Source organism: Sphaerotilus natans (assembly GCF_900156335.1).
GTDB lineage: Bacteria > Pseudomonadota > Gammaproteobacteria > Burkholderiales > Burkholderiaceae_C > Sphaerotilus > Sphaerotilus natans.
The window spans coordinates 65950-83551 of the sequence record NZ_FTMZ01000003.1 but is presented as its reverse complement, the minus strand read 5'-3'; the positions used below and the strand labels follow the sequence as shown (position 1 = coordinate 83551).

Annotated in this window: 15 protein-coding genes; 12 read left to right on the top strand and 3 right to left on the bottom strand. The window is 70.7% G+C overall.

All coding sequences use genetic code 11. From position 1 onward, the window contains the following. Nucleotides 1-189 precede the first annotated feature (189 nt). Complete coding sequence (locus BW996_RS03685) at nt 190-507, bottom strand: hypothetical protein (protein ID WP_037478226.1); 318 nt, start codon at nt 505-507, stop codon at nt 190-192. 169 nt (nt 508-676) lie between these two features. On the opposite strand from BW996_RS03685, the gene BW996_RS03680 reads away from it, so the two are divergent. Further along, on the top strand, nt 677-2911 hold the full coding sequence (locus BW996_RS03680; RefSeq protein ID WP_037478224.1) for a PhoX family protein: 2235 nt from the start codon (nt 677-679) through the stop codon (nt 2909-2911). A gap of 30 nt (nt 2912-2941) precedes the next feature. On the opposite strand, the gene BW996_RS20970 is transcribed toward BW996_RS03680, so the two are convergent. Then, nucleotides 2942-3679 (bottom strand): retropepsin-like aspartic protease family protein, encoded by a 738-nt coding sequence (locus BW996_RS20970; RefSeq protein WP_051631531.1) that lies wholly within the window; start codon nt 3677-3679, stop codon nt 2942-2944. Nucleotides 3680-3865: 186 nt separating this feature from the next. Between BW996_RS20970 and BW996_RS03670 the strand changes: the two genes are divergently transcribed. The 7 genes from BW996_RS03670 to BW996_RS03640 are packed head-to-tail and all read left to right on the top strand — an operon-like array spanning nt 3866 to nt 11886. Then, nucleotides 3866-4315 (top strand): type IV pilin protein, encoded by a 450-nt coding sequence (locus BW996_RS03670; RefSeq protein ID WP_162177945.1) that lies wholly within the window; start codon nt 3866-3868, stop codon nt 4313-4315. Continuing rightward, nucleotides 4309-4932, top strand: coding sequence for a prepilin-type N-terminal cleavage/methylation domain-containing protein (locus tag BW996_RS03665; RefSeq protein WP_051631530.1), 624 nt, complete (start codon nt 4309-4311; stop codon nt 4930-4932). The genes BW996_RS03670 and BW996_RS03665 overlap by 7 nt, the downstream gene beginning before the upstream one ends. 22 nt (nt 4933-4954) lie before the next feature. Continuing rightward, nucleotides 4955-5383 (top strand): type IV pilus modification protein PilV, encoded by a 429-nt coding sequence (gene pilV, locus BW996_RS03660; protein ID WP_076458639.1) that lies wholly within the window; start codon nt 4955-4957, stop codon nt 5381-5383. Next, nucleotides 5380-6591, top strand: coding sequence for a PilW family protein (locus BW996_RS03655; protein WP_037478220.1), 1212 nt, complete (start codon nt 5380-5382; stop codon nt 6589-6591). Before pilV ends, BW996_RS03655 begins: the two co-directional genes overlap by 4 nt. Further along, entirely contained in the window at nt 6588-7181 is a 594-nt protein-coding gene (locus tag BW996_RS03650; RefSeq protein ID WP_139330729.1) for a hypothetical protein, read from the top strand. Before BW996_RS03655 ends, BW996_RS03650 begins: the two co-directional genes overlap by 4 nt. A 59-nt stretch (nt 7182-7240) precedes the next feature. Then, the gene (locus tag BW996_RS03645; RefSeq protein ID WP_162177944.1) at nt 7241-11314 is read left to right on the top strand and encodes a pilus assembly protein; all 4074 of its coding nucleotides are present in this window, start codon (nt 7241-7243) and stop codon (nt 11312-11314) included. Next, the gene (locus BW996_RS03640; protein ID WP_037478216.1) at nt 11311-11886 is read left to right on the top strand and encodes a hypothetical protein; all 576 of its coding nucleotides are present in this window, start codon (nt 11311-11313) and stop codon (nt 11884-11886) included. Before BW996_RS03645 ends, BW996_RS03640 begins: the two co-directional genes overlap by 4 nt. On the opposite strand, the gene BW996_RS03635 is transcribed toward BW996_RS03640, so the two are convergent. Continuing rightward, nucleotides 11841-12329: a hypothetical protein gene (locus tag BW996_RS03635; RefSeq protein WP_037478214.1), complete on the bottom strand. Its 489-nt coding sequence runs from the start codon at nt 12327-12329 to the stop codon at nt 11841-11843. The genes BW996_RS03640 and BW996_RS03635 overlap by 46 nt on opposite strands. 80 nt (nt 12330-12409) lie before the next feature. Between BW996_RS03635 and BW996_RS03630 the strand changes: the two genes are divergently transcribed. From BW996_RS03630 to BW996_RS03615, 4 genes are all read left to right on the top strand, one after another. Then, nucleotides 12410-13384: an MBL fold metallo-hydrolase gene (locus BW996_RS03630; protein ID WP_037478212.1), complete on the top strand. Its 975-nt coding sequence runs from the start codon at nt 12410-12412 to the stop codon at nt 13382-13384. Between the two features lie 306 nt (nt 13385-13690). Then, entirely contained in the window at nt 13691-14797 is a 1107-nt protein-coding gene (locus BW996_RS03625; RefSeq protein ID WP_076458635.1) for an acyltransferase family protein, read from the top strand. A 46-nt stretch (nt 14798-14843) separates the two neighbouring features. Further along, nucleotides 14844-16226: a prephenate-dependent tRNA uridine(34) hydroxylase TrhP gene (gene trhP, locus BW996_RS03620; protein WP_139330728.1), complete on the top strand. Its 1383-nt coding sequence runs from the start codon at nt 14844-14846 to the stop codon at nt 16224-16226. 26 nt (nt 16227-16252) lie between these two features. Beyond that, complete coding sequence (locus BW996_RS03615) at nt 16253-17359, top strand: MBL fold metallo-hydrolase (protein WP_037478260.1); 1107 nt, start codon at nt 16253-16255, stop codon at nt 17357-17359. The last annotated feature ends 243 nt before the right edge of the window (nt 17360-17602 follow it).

The following is a 17602-nucleotide window of genomic DNA, read 5'->3' as shown; positions in this document are numbered from 1 at the left end:
AACAAGCGAGAGACAGGGCATGGGCGAGTGCGTCGATCAGCTGTAATCAAATGTTTCCCGAATCATAGGAAGCATGTCGATCACGCCGGAACGCCCGCTCAGGGGGCGATCGCCAGGCCCGGAGCCCCGAATCGCCGCCGAAATTCGCCGTCTGCGACTTCTGCGGGATTCAGCGATGTTCAGCGATGTTCAGCGCGCCGGTGTGCTGGCACCCGGCTCGCCCGGCAACGGCGCCACGACGATGCCACCGCCCTCGGCCGCAGCGGCGGCCGGCTCGCCGCTGACCGCGTCGATGGTCTTGCCGATCGCCTTGCCGGTCACCTTGACGCCGGTGGTGACCACGGTGGCGCCGACCGACACCGCCGCGCTGCCGACGGTGATGGCCGCACCCGCCACCGAGCCGGCCACCGCCACCACGCCGCAGCCCGCCAGCGTCAGCGGCAGCACAGCGAGCGCGGTCACGGCCAGGCCGCGGCGAAGATCAGGAAAGGTCAAGACGATGTTCATGGCGGGATCGGTCAGCAGGGACAAGGAGGGTGATTGTCGCGGGTGAAGCCCTGGTGTCCAGGCGGGAGGTCGTCACATGCCAGTCGTGAATCCGTCACGGTTTTTTCACGCAAGCCGCACACCATCGCGCCGTTCGTTACCTCTCTTCACCCGACAGCAACCCTCCGCCATGAACAAGCCCGTCGACCTCAGCCACCTCGCCGCTCGCGCCGAAGAGGACAGCAACACCAGCGACAACCCGCATTTCGCCACGGTCCTGGACGCGCGTCTGAGCCGTCGCGGCCTGCTGCGCGGCAGCGTCGGCACCGCGGCCACCGCCCTGTTCGGCAGCGTCGCGCTGGCCGGCTGCGGCGGCGGCGACGACGACACCCCGGCGCCGACCACGCCGGACGCCGGCGCGCTGTCGAAGCTCGGCTTCACCGCCGTGCCCAAGGGCATGGCCGATCAGGTGACGCTGGCCGCCGGCTACAGCGCCACCGTCGTCTACGCGCTGGGCGATCCGCTGACCGCCTCGGCCGCCGCCTACAAGAACGACGGCACCGACACCGACTACGGCAACCGCGGCGGCGACCACCACGACGGCATGGAATGGTTCGGCCTGTCGGCTGACGGCCAGCCCTCGACCAGCGCCAACGATCGCGGCCTGCTCGCCATCAACCACGAGGCCACCACCGACGAGACGCTGTCGTCCTTCTTCCTGCACACCGACGGCGGCACCAAGACGCTGCCTCGCCCGGCTTCGGAAGTGGACAAGGAAGTCGCCATTCACGGCGTCGCGGTGGTCGAGGTCAAGAAGACCGGCAGCACCTGGGCCTATGTGCAGAACTCGAGCTTCAACCGCCGCGTCACCGCGCTGACCGAAGTCGACATCGGCGGTCCGGCCAAGGGCCATGCGCTGCTGAAGACCAAGTACTCGGTCGACGGCACCCGCACCCGCGGCACGCTGAACAACTGCGGCACCGGCCAGACGCCGTGGGGCAGCTTCCTGACCGGCGAAGAGAACTGGTTCGGCTACTTCACCCGCCCGGCCGGTGACGACCTGGCCCGCGGCAACGACAAGTCGGTCGTGGCGCTCAAGCGCTACGGCCGCGCCGAAGGCGCCGCCTCGCGCCACGGCTGGGAGTCCGCCGGCAGCGCCGACATCTACGCCCGCTGGATCAACGCCAAGACCGGCACCTCGACCGACGGCAGCGACGACTACCGCAACGAGATGAACGGCATGGGCTACATCGTCGAGATGGACCCCTACAAGCCGACCAGCCGCCTGGTCAAGCGCACCGCGCTGGGCCGCTTCGCGCACGAGAGCGCCGTCTTCTCGCTGCCGAAGGCCGGCGAGAAGCTCGCGGTCTACATGGGCGATGACTCGCGCAACGAGTACATCTACAAGTTCGTCTCCGACGCTGCCTGGGCAGCCGCCGACGCCAACCCCACCGACCGCCTGGCCACCGGCGCGAAGTACCTCGACAGCGGCAAGCTGTATGTCGCCAAGTTCGCCAGCGACGGCACCGGCCAGTGGATCGAGCTGAACAAGGCCGCGATCCCCTCGACCTACACCACCTACGCCTTCGCCGACGAGGCCGACATCCGCGTCAACTGCCGCCTGGCCGCCGACGCGGTGGGCGCCACGAAGATGGACCGTCCGGAGTGGTGCGCCACCCACCCGACCAGCGGCGAGATCTACTTCACGCTGACCAACAACAGCAACCGCCGCGTCAGCCCGACCGCCGGCAGCAGCACCCAGCTCGTGCCCGACAGCGCCAACCCGCGCGCCTACACCGACATGAAGGGCACGACGGCACAGCAGGGCAACCCCAACGGCCACATCCTGCGCGTGAAGGAAGCCGCCGGCAGTGCCGCGGCCACCACCTTCACCTGGGACATCTACCTGTTCGGCGCCCAGGCCGACGCCGACACCGGCCTGATCAACCTCTCCAGCCTGACCGCCGACCAGGACTTCTCCAGCCCGGACGGCCTGAAGTTCAGCAAGTCCACCGGCATCTGCTGGATCCAGACCGACGACGGCGCCTACACCGACGTGACCAACTGCATGATGCTGGCGGGCATTCCCGGCACCGTCGGCGACGGCGCGAAGAAGACGCTGCCGCACAGCACCGCGCTGAGCGTCGACACCTTCATCGGCAAGGCCCCGACCGCCGACACGCTCAAGCGCTTCCTGGTCGGCCCGAAGGACTGCGAGATCACCGGCCTGGCCGAGACGCCGGACGGCAAGACGATGTTCATCAACATCCAGCACCCGGGCGAAGGCACGAAGATGGCCGACGTGGCCGACCCGACGAAGTACACCAGCCAGTGGCCGTCGAACGCCGGCTATGGCGCCGGCAAGCGCCCGCGCTCGGCCACCATCGTCATCACCAAGAACGACGGCGGCCGCATCGGCAGCTGATCGACCTCAGGCCTGGTCTCAGGCCTGGTCTCAGGGCGGCGGCGCCACCGACAGCGTCAGCCGCCCCTGCCCCCACTGCAGGTGAAAGTCCTGCAGGAAGCTGTTGCCGTACAGCACATAGGGCAGATCGACATCGATGACGACCGCGTCGACATCGCGGGCCTCCAGCGGCCCGAGCCGCACGCGCTCGATCTTCACCCGCCGCCCGACGCTGCGTCCGGCGGCGGTCTGCACATCGACCTCAAGGCCGCCACGCTCCGGCAGACCGAGCCGGCGCGCCTGCGCCGCCGGCACCACCATCACGCTGGCACCGGTGTCGACCACGCCGCTGATCGCGCGGCCGTTGATCTCGCCCTCGCCGCGGTAGAGCCGGTCGCCGCCGGCCTGCAGCACCAGCCGCTCTGGCGTCAGTGTGCCGCGCACGGGCGCGCCGCCCACCCGCACCGGCGTGCTGCCCAGCCGCTGCAGTGCCTGGCCCGGGCCGGTCTCCAGCAGCAGCGCACCGCCGGGCGCGCGGCGCACCACCATGCCGTCGACCGTCTCGCCCACCCGGACCACCCGGGTGCGGCCGTCGATGATCAGCACCACCTGCTCGCCCATCGATCCGCCCAGCGCGACCGAGGCCCCTGGCCCATCGCCACCGCTCGACAGCACCCGCGCGCCTGTGGGCGCGGGCTGCGCGCACAGCACCCAGGGCTGGGCCGCGACGGCCAGCGCGAGCCAGCGCCAGCCATGCAGCCAGCGCCCGCGGGGGGGCTTCGGGTTCATCCAGGAGGCTCCGCTGAAGACAAACAAGACGACGAGAAAACGGCCCGAGGCTAAGCGCCACGCCGGGCGGGCACCGCCGGGATAAGCGCGGCACGCAGGCGTTTCCTTCCGCTCAAGTTCGGAGCCCGGACAGCCGCAAACCCGGGACGAGCCCCGCGCTCGCAGCCTGCCCGGAGAGCCGTGATCGTGAGCCCTGTTCCTTCCCGTCCCGATGCGCCCGAGGGGGTGCCGCGCGGCTTCACCCTGGTGGAGCTGATGATCGTCATCACCGTGATCGGCATCCTCGCGGCCTTCGCCTACCCGAGCTACCGCCGCCATGTGCAGCGCGGCGAGGTGGCCCAGGCCACCCGGGCGCTGTCCGAGGCGCGTGCGGCGATGGAGCAGCATTTCCTCAGCAACGGCAGCTACGCCGGCGGCCCCTGCACCGAGAGCCGCACGGTCGCCAGCTTCACGGTGGCCTGCGCCAGCGCGCCCAGCGCCTCGAGCTACACCCTCACCGCCACCGGCAGCGGCCCGACCGCCGGCTTCGCCTACACCCTCGACCAGAACGGCCGCGAGCGCAGCACCGCGCTGCCGGCCGACTGGGGCACGGCCCCCGCGGGCTGCTGGATCCTGCGCGCCGGGAGAACATGCTGAAGCCTGAGCCCTCCGCGCACCGACGCGGGCCCGCCCGGCCCGGCGGCTTCACGCTGGTGGAGCTGCTGGTGACGCTGGGCGTGCTGGCGCTGCTGCTGCTGGCCGCCACCCCGCCGCTGGCCACCTGGGCGGCCAATGCACGGGTACGCGGCGTGGCCGAGCGGATCGGCAACGACCTGCGCCTGACCCAGGCCGAAGCGCTGCGGCGCAACCGGCTGACGGTGTTCGCGCTGACTGCCGGCGTGCCCGACCTCGGCGCCGCGCCTGGCGCGGATGGCAGCGCCTGGTTCGCGCAGGCCCTGCCCCGCCTGGCCGGCGAGGCGACCGGCGACAGCACGCTCTTCATCCTGGGCAGCTCGCAGGCCCGGCAGGAGCAGGTCACGCTGAGCGGCCCGGCCCTCGTGTGCTTCAACATGATCGGCCGGCCGGTCAGCAGCAGCAGCACCGGGCTGGGCGCGAACTGCAGCGCGCCGACCGCGCTGGACAGCCCGATCGTCTACCGCGCCAGCGCCGCCGGCGCCGATCGACCGCTCGAGGTGCATGTCTTCGCCGGCGGGCGGGTGCGCGTCTGCGACCCGGCGCGCTCCCTGGCGGCCGGCCAGACCGACGGCTGCTGAGCCGACCGGAAGGAGCAGGACGATGTCTTCCGCGACCCCCTCCCCTCGCCCCGGCACGAGATGGCGGCGTCCGGCCCGGGGCGTGTCGCTGATCGAGGTGCTGGTGGCGCTGCTGGTGCTGTCGATCGGCGTGCTCGGGCTGGCCGCGCTGCATGGCCGGGCGCTGCAGCATGCGGTCGACGCCGAGGACCGGCTGCGCGCGGCGCTGCTGGCCGAGCGCCTCGGCAGCGAGATGTGGCTGCGCGGCAGCGTCAGCCTGCCGGCCAGCGTGATCGCCACCTGGCAGGCCCAGGTGCAGGACAGCGCCACCCACGGCCTGCCCAATGCGACCGGCACGGTCGGCACGCCCGACAGCGGCGGCGGCGTCACCATCACCGTGCGCTGGCGGCCGCCCTCGCGCGATGCGGCGCTGGGCAGCCACCAGTACCAGACACGGGTGGTGCTGCCATGAGGCCGAGATACGGGCATCAACACGGGCATCAGGCCGGCCTGACGCTGGTCGAGCTGCTGGTGGCGCTGCTGATCGGCGCCTTCATCACGCTGGCGGTGGTCGGCGTGCTGGGCGCCAGCGAGACCAGCCGTCGGCGCACGCTCGACGGCGGCGACACCCTGCAGGTCGGCGCACATGCGATGTCGCAGCTCGACCGGATGCTGCGCAGCGCCGGCTCGGGCTATGCGCAGTCGGCCTCGCACCTGTTCGGCTGCCGGCTGCATGCGGTGCGATCGGGCACCCAGATCCTGCCGCGGCCGTCGGGCTCGCCGCTGCCGGCGCCCTTCGCCGCGGTCAGCACCGGCAGCAGCGGCGTGTTCCGGCTCGCACCGGCGCTGATCGCCGCCGGCCAGACCACGCCCGACCTCAGCGGGCGCGCCTCCGACGTGCTGATCCTGATGAGCGGCCAGAGCGGCCAGTCGGAAATGCCGATGGGCTTTGCCGGCGATGCCAGCGCCACCACCCTGAACCTCGACAGCACCGTGGGCCTGAGCAGCGGCGAGATGCTGCTGATCGGCGACCGCCAGCCGGCGGCCACCGGCACCGCACCCTGCCTGATCAGCGAGGTCTCCGCCAGCTTCGACGCCAGCGCCGGGCGCGGCAGCGTGCCGCTGGCCGGCACCTACTACGCGGCCACCGTCGACAGCGCAGCGCTGACCAGCTTCTCCACCTCGGCCACCGCGCATGCGATCGGCCATGTCGGCAACGGCAATCCGCCGCTGATGCTGCTCGTCGGCGTCGGCGACGGCGGACTGCTGGCCACCTACGACCTGCTGCAGGCCAGCACGCCGGCGCTGCAGGCCCTGGCCGACGGCGTGTTCGCGCTGCACGCGCGCTACGGCATCGACACCGATGGCGACCGGGTGCTCGACCGCTGGACCACCGCCAGCGGCGACTACGCCATCGCCACGCTGATGGACGGCTCGGCCGCCGCCAACGCACGACTGCGCACCATCGTGGCGATGCGTGTCGGCCTGGTGATGCGCTCGGCCCGCCCCGACCCGGATGCCGACGAGAAGAAGCCGCCCACCGACGCCACGCTGACCCTGTTCGCCGATCTGGGCGGCAGCCTGAGCCAGACGCTCTCGCTGACGAAGGCCGAGCGGCTCTTCCGCTACCGCACGCTGGAGATCACCGTGCCGATGCGCAACCTGCTGATGCTGCCATGAAGGCCCGCCCCCGTCTTCCTGGCCGCCGCATGCGGGGCCTGGCGCTGCTGTTCACGCTGATCGCGCTGGCGGTGATGCTGGCGGGCGCGCTGTCGCTGATCCGCGCGCTGGATGTCGGGCTGCTGCAGGCCGGCCAGTACGGCCAGCGCCGCGACCTGATCAACCAGGCCGAGCGCGGCTTCGCGCAGGCGCGGCTGCTGCTGGCCAGCGGCGCGCTGTCGACCGAGGCGGCCCGGCAAAGCTCGCTGGGTTCGGCCAACTACTCCGCCCGCCGTCTGGCCAGCAATGCCCAGGGCATTCCGACGCTGCTGCTGAGCGACGCGGCCTTCGCCGCGGCCGGCATGACCGGCGCCGATCTGGTCGACAGCGCCAGCGGCGTGACGGTGCGCTGGGTCATCGACCGGCTCTGCCTGGCCGAGGGCGAGGTGCTGGCCACCGCCTGCGCGATCGACAGCAGCCTGCTCGACAGCGCCGCCGATGACCGCTACCGCCTGGTCAAGTCCGAGGTGCGGCCGGTGCTGCGGGTGAGCGTGCGCGCCACCGGCCCGCGCGGCACCCAGGCCTTCTTCCAGACTACCCTGACGCGCTGAATGACACGCTGAACACCGCTGAACCGCTGACCTACCCGCCCTTTCCGGAGCCCCCCATGATGTCCGCCGAACGATTCCCGCGCTGGTGGCGCCGCATCGCACCGGCCCTGCTCGCGCCGCTGCAGATGCTGGCCCTGCTGCTCGCCCCCGCACCCGCACGCGCCATCGATCTGGCCGACGCGCCGCTGTTCTCCTCGACCAGCGTGCCGGGCAACCTGCTGCTGGCGCTGTCGGTCGAGTGGCCGACCGCCAGCACGCCGGCCTATCTGAACACCAGCGCCTACAGCAGCGCCACCAGCTACATCGGCTACTTCGATCCGGGCAAGTGCTACCGCTACATCCACAACGCGACGACACCGGCCGACAGCCACTTCGCCCCCCACAGCCTGACGAGCACCCGCACCTGCGTCTCGACCGCGCTGCTGCCGCTGTGGAGCGGCAACTGGCTGAACTGGGCCTCGACCCAGACGCTCGACGCCTTCCGCTGGGCCATGACCGGCGGCACGCGCAAGGTCGACACCAGCACGCAGACCATCCTGCAGAAGACCCGCCATCCCGGCTGGGGCTACTTCCCCGACAAGGTCACGCCCACTGTGGCCAGCGTCAGCGGCGCCACGCCCTTCACCTCGGCCGCGGTCGTCACCGCGATCAACGGCCACGGCGTGGCGATGACGGTCAGCACCGACGCGCCGCTGGAATGCACCTTTGGCCTGAACGCCGACCGCACCACCGATGTCTGGTGCGGCACCGGCGCCTCCTCGCCCTACTGCCGAATCGCAGCCACGGGCAATTCCTGCTCGGTCAACACCACCACACCGCAGACCACGCTGAGCTGCAGCCGCAGCACCAGCAACGGCGGCGCCAGCTACACCCATGTCTGCACCAACACCCAGAGCAGCGTCACCACCTGCTCGGGCGCGGCGCTGACCCATTCGACCGGCGGATCGGTCTACAACAGCTGCAGCGCCCCGCTGGCCGCGACCGTCGACTACAGCAACCAGTCCGGCCTGGGCGGCACGATCGCCAGCCGCACGCCCTACCGGATCTACATCCAGCCCAAGGTCTGCGATCCGCTGGTCGGACTGGAGAGCAACTGCACGAAGTACGGCACCACCGCCAGCCCCATCTACAAGCCTGAAGGCCTGATGCAGAAGTACGCCTCGAAGCTGCGCTACTCGGCCTTCGGCTATCTGAACGACGGCTACTACCGCGACGGCGGCGTGATGCGCGCGCGCATGAAATACATCGGCCCGACCCAGCCGGTGCCGGGCTCCAGCGCGATCGGCAACAGCGTGGCCGAGTGGGACGGCAGCACCGGCATCATGCTGGCCAACCCCGACACCGCCGACACCAGCGACACCATCGCCTTCGCGCAGGCACAGACCGGACTGACACCGACGCTGCAGCACAGCGGCGTGATGAACTACCTCAACCGCTTCGGCTCGGCGACCGGCGTCTACAAGAGCTACGACCCGCTCGGCGAGCTCTACTACGCCGGGCTGCGCTACTACCGCAAGCTCGGCCCGGTGGCGTCCTACAGCAGCCTGAGCGGCATCGGCACGACGGCCGCGCTCAACAACGTGATCGACGGCTTTCCGGTCATCACCCGCTGGGACGACCCGATCGTCTACAGCTGCCAGAAGAACTTCATCATCGGCATCGGCGACGTCAACACCTGGAACGACGCCAACCTGCAGGGCAGCACCATCCGCACCAGCGCCGAGCCGTCGATGCCGACCGAGGTCGCCGCCGACACCGCGATCGACGTGAAGAAGGCCACCGACATGGTCGGCCAGCTCGAGGGCATCGCCAATCTGGGCAGCTACTCGTCCGGGCGCAACAACAGCTACTTCATCGCCGGCCTGGCCTACCACGCACACACCAACGACCTGCGCAGCGACCTGAGCGGCGCGCAGACGATCAACACCTTCTGGGTCGACGTGCTGGAGAACCAGTACTACCTGCCCAGGAACCAGTTCTGGCTGGCCGCCAAGTACGGCGGCTTCGAGGTGCCCGGCGGCTTCCAGCCCTACGCCAGCACCAATTCGAGCACGACGATCCCGCAGAGCGCCTGGTACACGAACACCGACACCGTCGGCGCGAACCTGCGCCCGGACAACTACTACACCGGCGGCCTGGCCGCGCAGATGGTCTCCGGGCTGACCAAGGCCTTCGCGAAGATCGCCCAGCAGGCCTCGGCCGCCACCTCGACCGCCTTCGCGTCGACCTCGCTGAACGAGGCGGCCAGCGGCAACGCCAGCTATGCGGCCAGCTACGACCCGAGCACCTGGACCGGCACGCTGCTGGGGCTGTCGGTCAGCTACGCCAGCGATGGCACGCCCTCGTCCACCGAGGTCTGGAACGCACGCACGCGGCTGGCCTCGACCCTGCCGACGAACCGCAGGATCGTCACCTGCTGCACCGCCACCGGCGCCGCCCTGCCCTTTCGCAGCGCCAGCCTGAGCGCAGCGGCCCTGTCGCCGCGCACCCACTACGCCTCGTTCGCCGCGGTGCCGGGGGTGGAGGCCACCGCGCAGTCGGCGGCGAACTTCCTGGACTATCTGCGCGGCGACCGCACCCGCGAGCAGTCCGCCGGCGGCGTGTACCGCAGCCGCAGCGCGGTGCTGGGCGACATCGTCAACTCGAAGGTCAACGCGGTCGGCGCGCCCTCGGCGCCCTACTTCGACGCGAGCAATCCGGGCTACAACACCTTCCGGCGCAGCCTCTCGGGACGGCGCACCGTCGTCTATGTCGGCGCCAACGACGGCATGATGCATGCCTTCGACGGCAGCCTGTCGGGCACCACCGCCGGCAGCGAGCTGTTCGCCTATGTGCCCAGCTTCGTCTATGGCGACAGCAGCACCGCCGCCACCCGCGGCCTGGCGGCGCTGGGCAACCCGTCCTACGAGCACCGCCCGTATGTCGACGCCACGCCGCTGGCCTTCGATGTCGACTTCGCCCGCGTCGGCGGTGCCAAGCCGGCAGCGAGCACCTCGGACTGGCGCACGGTCCTGATCGGCGGCCTGGGCAGCGGCGGTCGCGGCTACTACGCGATCGACGTGACCCAGCCCGACAGCTGGACCAGCGAGGAAACGATGGCCGGCAAGGTGCTGTGGGAATACACCGACGCCTCGCTGGGCTACGGTCACGGCGACGCACGGGTGGTCAAGACCGCCAAGTACGGCTGGACCGTGGTCATCGCCTCCGGCTACAACACGCCCGACGGCAGCGCCTCGATCCACCTGCTCAACCCGAAGACCGGCGCGCTCTACGAAAAGATCACGCTCTCCGGCAGCACGCTGGCCGCGCCCTACGACGTCGCGCATGTCACCGCCTTCATCCCGGACCTGACCGACTACACCGCCACCGCGCTCTACGCCGGCGACCTGCAGGGCAACCTCTGGCGCATCGATGTCAGCCGCGCCAACGGCAGCTATCCGGCGGCGCTGAAGTTCGCCCGGCTGACCGATGCCGCGGGCACCGGCCAGCCGGTGACCACGCCGGTGCGGGTGATGATCGAGCCGAACTCCGGCAAGCGCTACCTGCTGGTCGGCACCGGCCGGCTGCTGGCCGACAGCGACATCGCCAGCACCCAGACCCAGAGCTTCTACGCGCTCATCGACGGCACCGCCAGCGCGATGTACACCGACTCGACGCTGCCCAGCGGCGTGAGCTGGCCCGTGACCCGCGCGAAGCTGGCCGCCAACACCGATCTGCTCGTCGGCATCGGCAGCGCGCCGACGCAGCCGATGGGCTGGTACGTCGACCTGGGCAGCGGCTCCGGCGGCATCGCCGAGCGCGTGACCATCGCACCGACCGTCACCCAGGGCCTGGTCGGCGTGGCGCTGAACCTGCCCGGCGGCGATGCCTGCTCGCCCTCCGGCAGCAGCCGGGTGCTGGCGGTCAGCTTCGCCGACGGCAAGAGCATGCTGACCGACAGCAGCGGCAACGCGGTCGCGCTGAGCGCCGCGAGCGACGGACTGGCCTCGGACATCAGCTTCAAGAACATCGGCGGCAAGGTGCGGCTGGTGGCCGGACGCAGCGGCGGCGGCGTGAGCAACCAGCCCGGCACCTTCGGCCGCGGTGGCACGCTGCGCCGGCTGAACTGGCGCGAAGTGCCGATGCAGCAATGAGACTGCCCGGCCTGCTGCTGGGCGCGCCGGTGCTGCTGCTGCATCTGCTGCTGCTGCAAGGACTGCCGGACCGGCCGCTGCCGAGCGGACCGGCCGCCGTGCCCAGGCCACTGCAGATCCGGCTGGCCGCGCCGCAGCCACCTGCCCCGCCCGAGCGCGCCCCGCGACAGGGGCCGCCGCCAGAAGTCGCCGCAGCACCACGCCACGCCGCATCGGACACAGCGGCCGAGGACATCGACCTCCCGCCTCGCCCGGTCTCGGCACCCGACACCACGCTGCTCGAGACGCTGGCCGCGCAGCCGCTCAGCGGCCTGCCGCTGCGCCTGGCGCTGGACATCGACGCCTCGGGCCGGCTGGTCGGACTGGAGGTGCTGCAGATCGAGCCGATCGACACGGTCGCGCTGCCGGCGCTGCAGCGCATGTTCGAGGCCACCCGCTTCCTGCCCGCGCGGCGGGACGGCCGCGATGTGGCGGCACGGCTGGAGATCGAGCTGCAGCTCGGGCCGGTTCCCGCGGCCGGCGAGGATCAGGGCAGCGCGCCCGGGCCGGCCGCGGGCGCAGCCTCGTCCTGAGATTCCGGCCAGTGCAGATGCACCCGCGCCAGCGCGGCGGTGCCGATCTGCACCACCGCCTGGCGGCTGTGGCCGCCGGTGCGGGCCTGCACGACATAGCGCCCGGCCGGCAGGCGCACATCGACATAGGGGCCGGCGTCCGTCAGGCGCAGCCGCTCCTGCCCGCGACCATCGACGATGGACAGCTCGGCACCGGCGACATAGGCCGAGCGCCGCCCCTCCGAGAGCAGGATGCGCAGATTGAACTGGCGCAGCCGGCGATCGAGCACCATGCGCGACTCGGCGCCGTCGCCGCCGCTCTGGTAGGGCGTGCCCTGCCAGTCCTTCACGCCAGCGTCCGCGCCGACCTCGGCGGCATGGGGCACATCGCCCGGCGGCGTGGCCACGGCGGCACCGGCCACCAGCATCAGGATCGACGGCACAGCACGGAAAAACAGCTTCATGCCCGCAGCTTAGCGAGGGTGACAGCCGCGCCGGCGGGTGCGTGGCATGCTGTTTCAACAGTCACCTCCGCCGCCCACCCATGACCCTGCCCACGCACACCACCGACCTCGGCCACGGCATCTTCGCGATCGACACCGGCTTCGAGCGCGAGAATTTCGACGCCGCCTACCTGATCGTCGACGCGGGCCGCGCCGCCTTCATCGACACCGGCCACAACGCCGCGGTGCCGCGGCTGCTCGAAGCGCTCGACGCGCTCGGCCTGCCGCGCGAGGCGGTCGACTGGGTCATCCCGACCCATGTGCATCTGGACCATGCCGGCGGCGCCGGCCTGCTGATGCGCCATCTGCCCGTCGCGCGGGCGCTGATCCATCCGCGCGGCGCACGCCATCTGATCGATCCGGCTGCATTGGTCGAGGGCGCCCGTGCGGTCTACGGCGACGAGGTGATGCGCCAGACCTACGGCGTGATCGAGCCGATCGAGGCCGAGCGCGTCGTCGATAGCCATGATGGCCTGCGCATCCAGCTCGGCTCGCGCGAGCTGCTGCTGATCGACACGCCCGGACATGCCCGCCACCACCACGGCATCTGGGACGAGCGCAGCCGCGGCTGGTTCACCGGCGACACCTTCGGCATCAGCTACCGCGAGTTCGACAGCGCGGATGGCGCCTGGATCTTCCCGAGCACGACGCCGGTTCAGTTCGAGCCCGAGGCGCTGCGCACCTCGGTGCAGCGAATGATGGCGATGCAGCCGCAGTGCCTGTACCCGACCCACTTCGGCCGGGTCGACGGCGTCGAGCGGCTGGCGGCGCAGTTCCTCGCCACGCTGGATCGCCTCGAGGCCGACGGTCTGGCCCTGCTGGCGCGCCTGCCCGACGACGCGCCCGCCCGGCTGGCTGCGCTGAAGGAGCAGGTCGCCGCGACGCTGGTCGCGTCCGCGCTGGCCGCCGGCAGCCCGGTGAGCGCCGAGCGCGCCCGCGAGTTGCTCGCGCTCGACATCGATCTCAATGCCCAGGGCATGGCGGTGTGGCTTTCTCGCGTCGTTCGCACCCCCTGAAATTCAGGGGTACACACAAGAACCGAGAAACATTTGCGTCTTTTTGCAACGTGGCAATTTTGCGTATCGGGAGCGCTATTGCCACTTCCGGCACACCAAGACGACACCATCGAGTACCAGAAAAAATCAAGCTGAAGCCAAGCTGAAGCCGTTCTGACTCTGGCCTGAAAAACCCCGGCGGATCAATCACTTGCGGAAACATCTATCTCACCCACCGACCCTGCGGGCGAAGTGATCCCCACGGATTTCGACTCCTAGACTCGGCCTCGGACTGGAACCGATGGCCGCAGCGCCGGGAGAGAAAAGATGGCTGGACAGGGCAATGGCAACACGTCGGGCGGACATCGCAGTCGTCACGACTGGGTGGACTTCGCCAAGGGGTTCTGCATCGTCGCGGTGGTGACGATGTGGGTGGTCGGCGAGATGCAGGGCTATGTCAACCGGGGCGAGGCCGGCTGGCTGGGCTATTTCGCGGTCTTCGCCAAGCCGTTCCGGATGCCCGACTTCTTCCTGATCTCGGGCCTGTTCCTGTCGCGGGTGATCGACCGTCCCTGGCGCCACTATCTGGACACCAAGGTCGTCCACTACCTGTATTTCTTCGTGCTGTGGACGCTGATCGTGGTGCCGGCGACCTGGCTGCTCGGCCATGACACGCCGGCCAGCGCGACCGAAGCCCTGACCGATCTGGCCTGGCGGCTCTACGACCCCTTCCAGATGCTGTGGTTCGTGATGATGCTGTCGGTCTACTTCGTCGCCACCCGGCTGCTGCGCCGGGTGCCGGTCTGGCTGCTGATGCCTGCGGCCCTGCTGCTGATGCTGTTCCCGCTGCAGACCGGCATCTACCATGTCGACCGCTTCGGGGTCTATTTCGGCTACTTCTATGCCGGCCATGTCTTCGCCGACCGCTTCTTCGCGCTGGCCGACTGGGCGCGTGCGCACCGGCGCCGTGCGGTGGCGATCGTGCTCGTCTGGGCGCTGATCAACGGCACGCTGGTCAAGCTGCAGCTCACCGAGAGCATCCTGGCCACCACCGTGCTCGGCTTTGCCGGCATCAGCGCGGTGGTCGTCATCAGCGCGCTGGTGAGCGAGCAGCGCTGGGCCGGCCTGCTGAAGTACCTGGGACGCACCTCGATCACCGTCTACCTCGGCTTCTACCTGCCGATGATCGTGCTGGTGCCGCTGCTGCGCGGCTCGGCCATCGGTCAGCAGCACAGCCTGGTGGGCACGCTGGCGCTGGTGGGCTGCATCGGCGGCGCGGTGCTGATGGCGGAGATCGCCCGCCGCCTCGGCCTGGGCTTCCTGTACGAGCGGCCGTCCTGGGCGCGGCTGGCGCCGGCCCGCAGCGCCCCGGCCTCGGCCGCGGCGGCCGTCCCGCCGGTGGCCGACGAGGACGAGCGCCGCCAGCCGGCCTGACAGCCCTGCGGGTCCCCGAGGCCCGCGCAGCGTGGACAATGGCGGGGTGAACACCGCCTTCTCCCCCGAACTGCTGCTCCCCGCCGGCTCGCTCGCCAAGATGCGCGCCGCCTACGACTTCGGCGCCGACGCCGTCTATGCCGGCCAGCCGCGCTACTCCTTGCGAGCGCGCAACAACGAGTTCCGGCTCGAACAGATCGGCCAGGGCATCGCCGAGGCACATGCCCGGGGCCGCAAGTTCTTCGTCACCAGCAACCTGATCGCGCACAACGACAAGGTGCGCACCTACCTGCGCGACATCGAGCCGGTCATCGCGCTCAAGCCCGACGCGCTGATCATGGCCGACCCCGGCCTGATCATGCAGGTGCGCGAGAAGTGGCCCGAGGTGCAGATCCACCTCTCGGTCCAGGCCAACACCACCAACTCGGCGACGGTGAAGTTCTGGCAGCGCGCCGGCATCAGCCGCATCATCCTGTCGCGCGAGCTCAGCCTCGACGAGATCGAGTCGATCCGCCAGGACTGCCCGGACATGGAGCTCGAGGTCTTCGTGCACGGCGCGCTGTGCATCGCCTACTCGGGCCGCTGCCTGCTGTCGGGCTACTTCAACCGCCGCGATCCCAACCAGGGCACCTGCACCAACGCCTGCCGCTGGGACTACAAGACCCATGCCGCCGACGACCAGGCCAGCGACGCCGGCGACGCCCAGCCGACGAAGCTGGAGAGCGACTTCGACTTCGCCGCCGCTCAGCAGGAGGCCGAGAGCGCCTTCGCCGCCACCTCGACCTGCGGCGGCGGCTCGCGCCACCCGCTGGCCGATCGCGTCTACCTGCTCGAAGAAAAAGAGCGCCCCGGCCAGCTCATGCCGATCATGGAAGACGAGCACGGCACCTACATCATGAACAGCAAGGACCTGCGTGCCGTCGAGCATGTGGCCCGGCTGGCGAAGATCGGTGTCGATTCGCTGAAGATCGAGGGCCGCACCAAGAGCCTCTACTACGTCGCGCGCACCGCGCAGGTCTACCGCCGCGCCATCGACGACGCGGTGGCCGGCCGGCCCTTCAACCCCGAGCTGCTGCTCGAGCTCGAAGGCCTGGCCAACCGCGGCTACACCGGCGGCCTGCTCGAGCGCCGCCCGAGCCAGGACTACCAGAACTACCTCACCGGCCACTCGGTGGCGCACCGCAGCCAGTTCGTCGGCGAGGTCAAGAGCGTTCGCGAGGACGGCTGGGCCGAGGTCGAGACCAAGAACCGCTTCGCGGTCGGCGACACGCTGGAGGTCATCCACCCCGCGGGCAACCGCCGCGTCAGGCTCGAGCGCATGACCAGCCTGGAGGGCGCACCGGTCGAGGTGGCGCCGGGCAGCCCGGTGCGGGTCTGGGTGCCGCTGGAGGGTCCGAGCGAAGGCGCGCTGATCGCGCGCATGCTGTGATCCGGCGCGGTTCCGGCCTGCGCCCGATGAAGCGCCTCCTCTTCGTGCAGCGCCGCCGGCGCCGGCTCTGGCCGGCCGGTCTGGCGCTGCTGGCCGCACTCGGCCTGGGTTCGGCCTGGTGGGCCACCGCCAGCGACCGGGAACACGCGCCTGCCGCCGCCGCACGGCCTGCTCACCATACCGCCGAGGGCTTTCGCAACCGCGACGGCAGCACCATCGACAAGTCGCAGTGGGAGGTCTGGCGCTGGCAGCTGAGCCGCCAGGATCCGCCGCGCCCGCAGCCGCCGCTGCCGGTGGTCGCGCCCGACCTGCAGTCGCCCGAGCCCAACATCACCTGGATCGGCCACTCGACGGTGCTGGCGCGGCTCGGCGGCCTGGCGGTGCTGACCGACCCGCAGTTCTCCGAGCGCGCCTCGCCGGTGTCCTGGGCCGGGCCGAAGCGCGTTGTCGCGCTGCCGCTGACGCCGGCACAGCTGCCGCACATCGACGTGGTGCTGGTCTCGCACAACCACTACGACCACCTCGACGAGGCCTCGGTGCGGGCGCTGGCGGCGCAGCCGGGCGGCGCGCCGCTGTTCATCGTGCCGCTGAGGCTTAAGGCCTGGTTCGACGACCTGGGCCTGGCCGGGCTGCGGGTGATCGAACTGGACTGGTGGCAGTCGCATGCCGAGCGCGGCGTCGAGTTCGTGCTGACGCCCGCCAAGCACTGGTCCAGCCGCACGCCCTTCGACCGGCAGCAGACGCTCTGGGGCGGCTTCGCGGTGCTGGCGCCCGATTTCCGGCTGATCTACACCGGCGACACCGGCTACAGCCGCGACTTCACCGACATCCGCCAGCATTTCGCCGCCCGCGGCGGCTTCGACCTGGCGCTGATCCCGGTCGGCTGCTACGAGCCACGCGAGTTCATGCGCGGCCAGCATGTCAACCCGGCCGACGCGGCGCAGATCCACCTCGATCTGGGCGCCAGGCGCTCGGTCGGCGTGCACTGGGGCACCTTCGAGGGCCTGTGCGACGAGCCGCTGGACCAGGCGCCGCGCGACCTGGCCGCGGCGCGGCGCCAGCTCGGTCTGGCCGACGCGGCCTTCACCGTGCTGAAGCACGGCGAGACGCTGCGGCTGCAGGGCGCGCGCTGAGCCCGCGCCAGCACGGCCCCCTCCCCCCCCACCCGTCATGCCCGCGAAGGCGGGCACCCACGATCGACACCTACGATCAACACCCATGATGGACATGCTGTTGTGGCTGGCGTGGGTCCTCGCTTTCGCGAGGATGACGGTAGCGATGGCGGTGGCGGGGGCAGTGGGGACCGCAGGCCGTTGACGGCCAGCACGGCCGCCTCCCCCCCACCCGTCATGCCCGCGAAGGCGGGCACCCACGAT

Excerpts from the sequence above, each read along its gene's own strand:
- BW996_RS03685 (WP_037478226.1), bottom strand. The coding sequence starts at position 507 with ATGAACATCGTCTTGACCTTTCCTGATCTTCGCCGCGGCCTGGCCGTG.
- BW996_RS03680 (WP_037478224.1), top strand. The coding sequence starts at position 677 with ATGAACAAGCCCGTCGACCTCAGCCACCTCGCCGCTCGCGCCGAAGAG.
- BW996_RS20970 (WP_051631531.1), bottom strand. The coding sequence starts at position 3,679 with ATGAACCCGAAGCCCCCCCGCGGGCGCTGGCTGCATGGCTGGCGCTGG.
- BW996_RS03665 (WP_051631530.1), top strand. The coding sequence starts at position 4,309 with ATGCTGAAGCCTGAGCCCTCCGCGCACCGACGCGGGCCCGCCCGGCCC.
- pilV (WP_076458639.1), top strand. The coding sequence starts at position 4,955 with ATGTCTTCCGCGACCCCCTCCCCTCGCCCCGGCACGAGATGGCGGCGT.
- BW996_RS03655 (WP_037478220.1), top strand. The coding sequence starts at position 5,380 with ATGAGGCCGAGATACGGGCATCAACACGGGCATCAGGCCGGCCTGACG.
- BW996_RS03650 (WP_139330729.1), top strand. The coding sequence starts at position 6,588 with ATGAAGGCCCGCCCCCGTCTTCCTGGCCGCCGCATGCGGGGCCTGGCG.
- BW996_RS03645 (WP_162177944.1), top strand. The coding sequence starts at position 7,241 with ATGTCCGCCGAACGATTCCCGCGCTGGTGGCGCCGCATCGCACCGGCC.
- BW996_RS03640 (WP_037478216.1), top strand. The coding sequence starts at position 11,311 with ATGAGACTGCCCGGCCTGCTGCTGGGCGCGCCGGTGCTGCTGCTGCAT.
- BW996_RS03635 (WP_037478214.1), bottom strand. The coding sequence starts at position 12,329 with ATGAAGCTGTTTTTCCGTGCTGTGCCGTCGATCCTGATGCTGGTGGCC.
- BW996_RS03630 (WP_037478212.1), top strand. The coding sequence starts at position 12,410 with ATGACCCTGCCCACGCACACCACCGACCTCGGCCACGGCATCTTCGCG.
- BW996_RS03625 (WP_076458635.1), top strand. The coding sequence starts at position 13,691 with ATGGCTGGACAGGGCAATGGCAACACGTCGGGCGGACATCGCAGTCGT.
- BW996_RS03615 (WP_037478260.1), top strand. The coding sequence starts at position 16,253 with ATGAAGCGCCTCCTCTTCGTGCAGCGCCGCCGGCGCCGGCTCTGGCCG.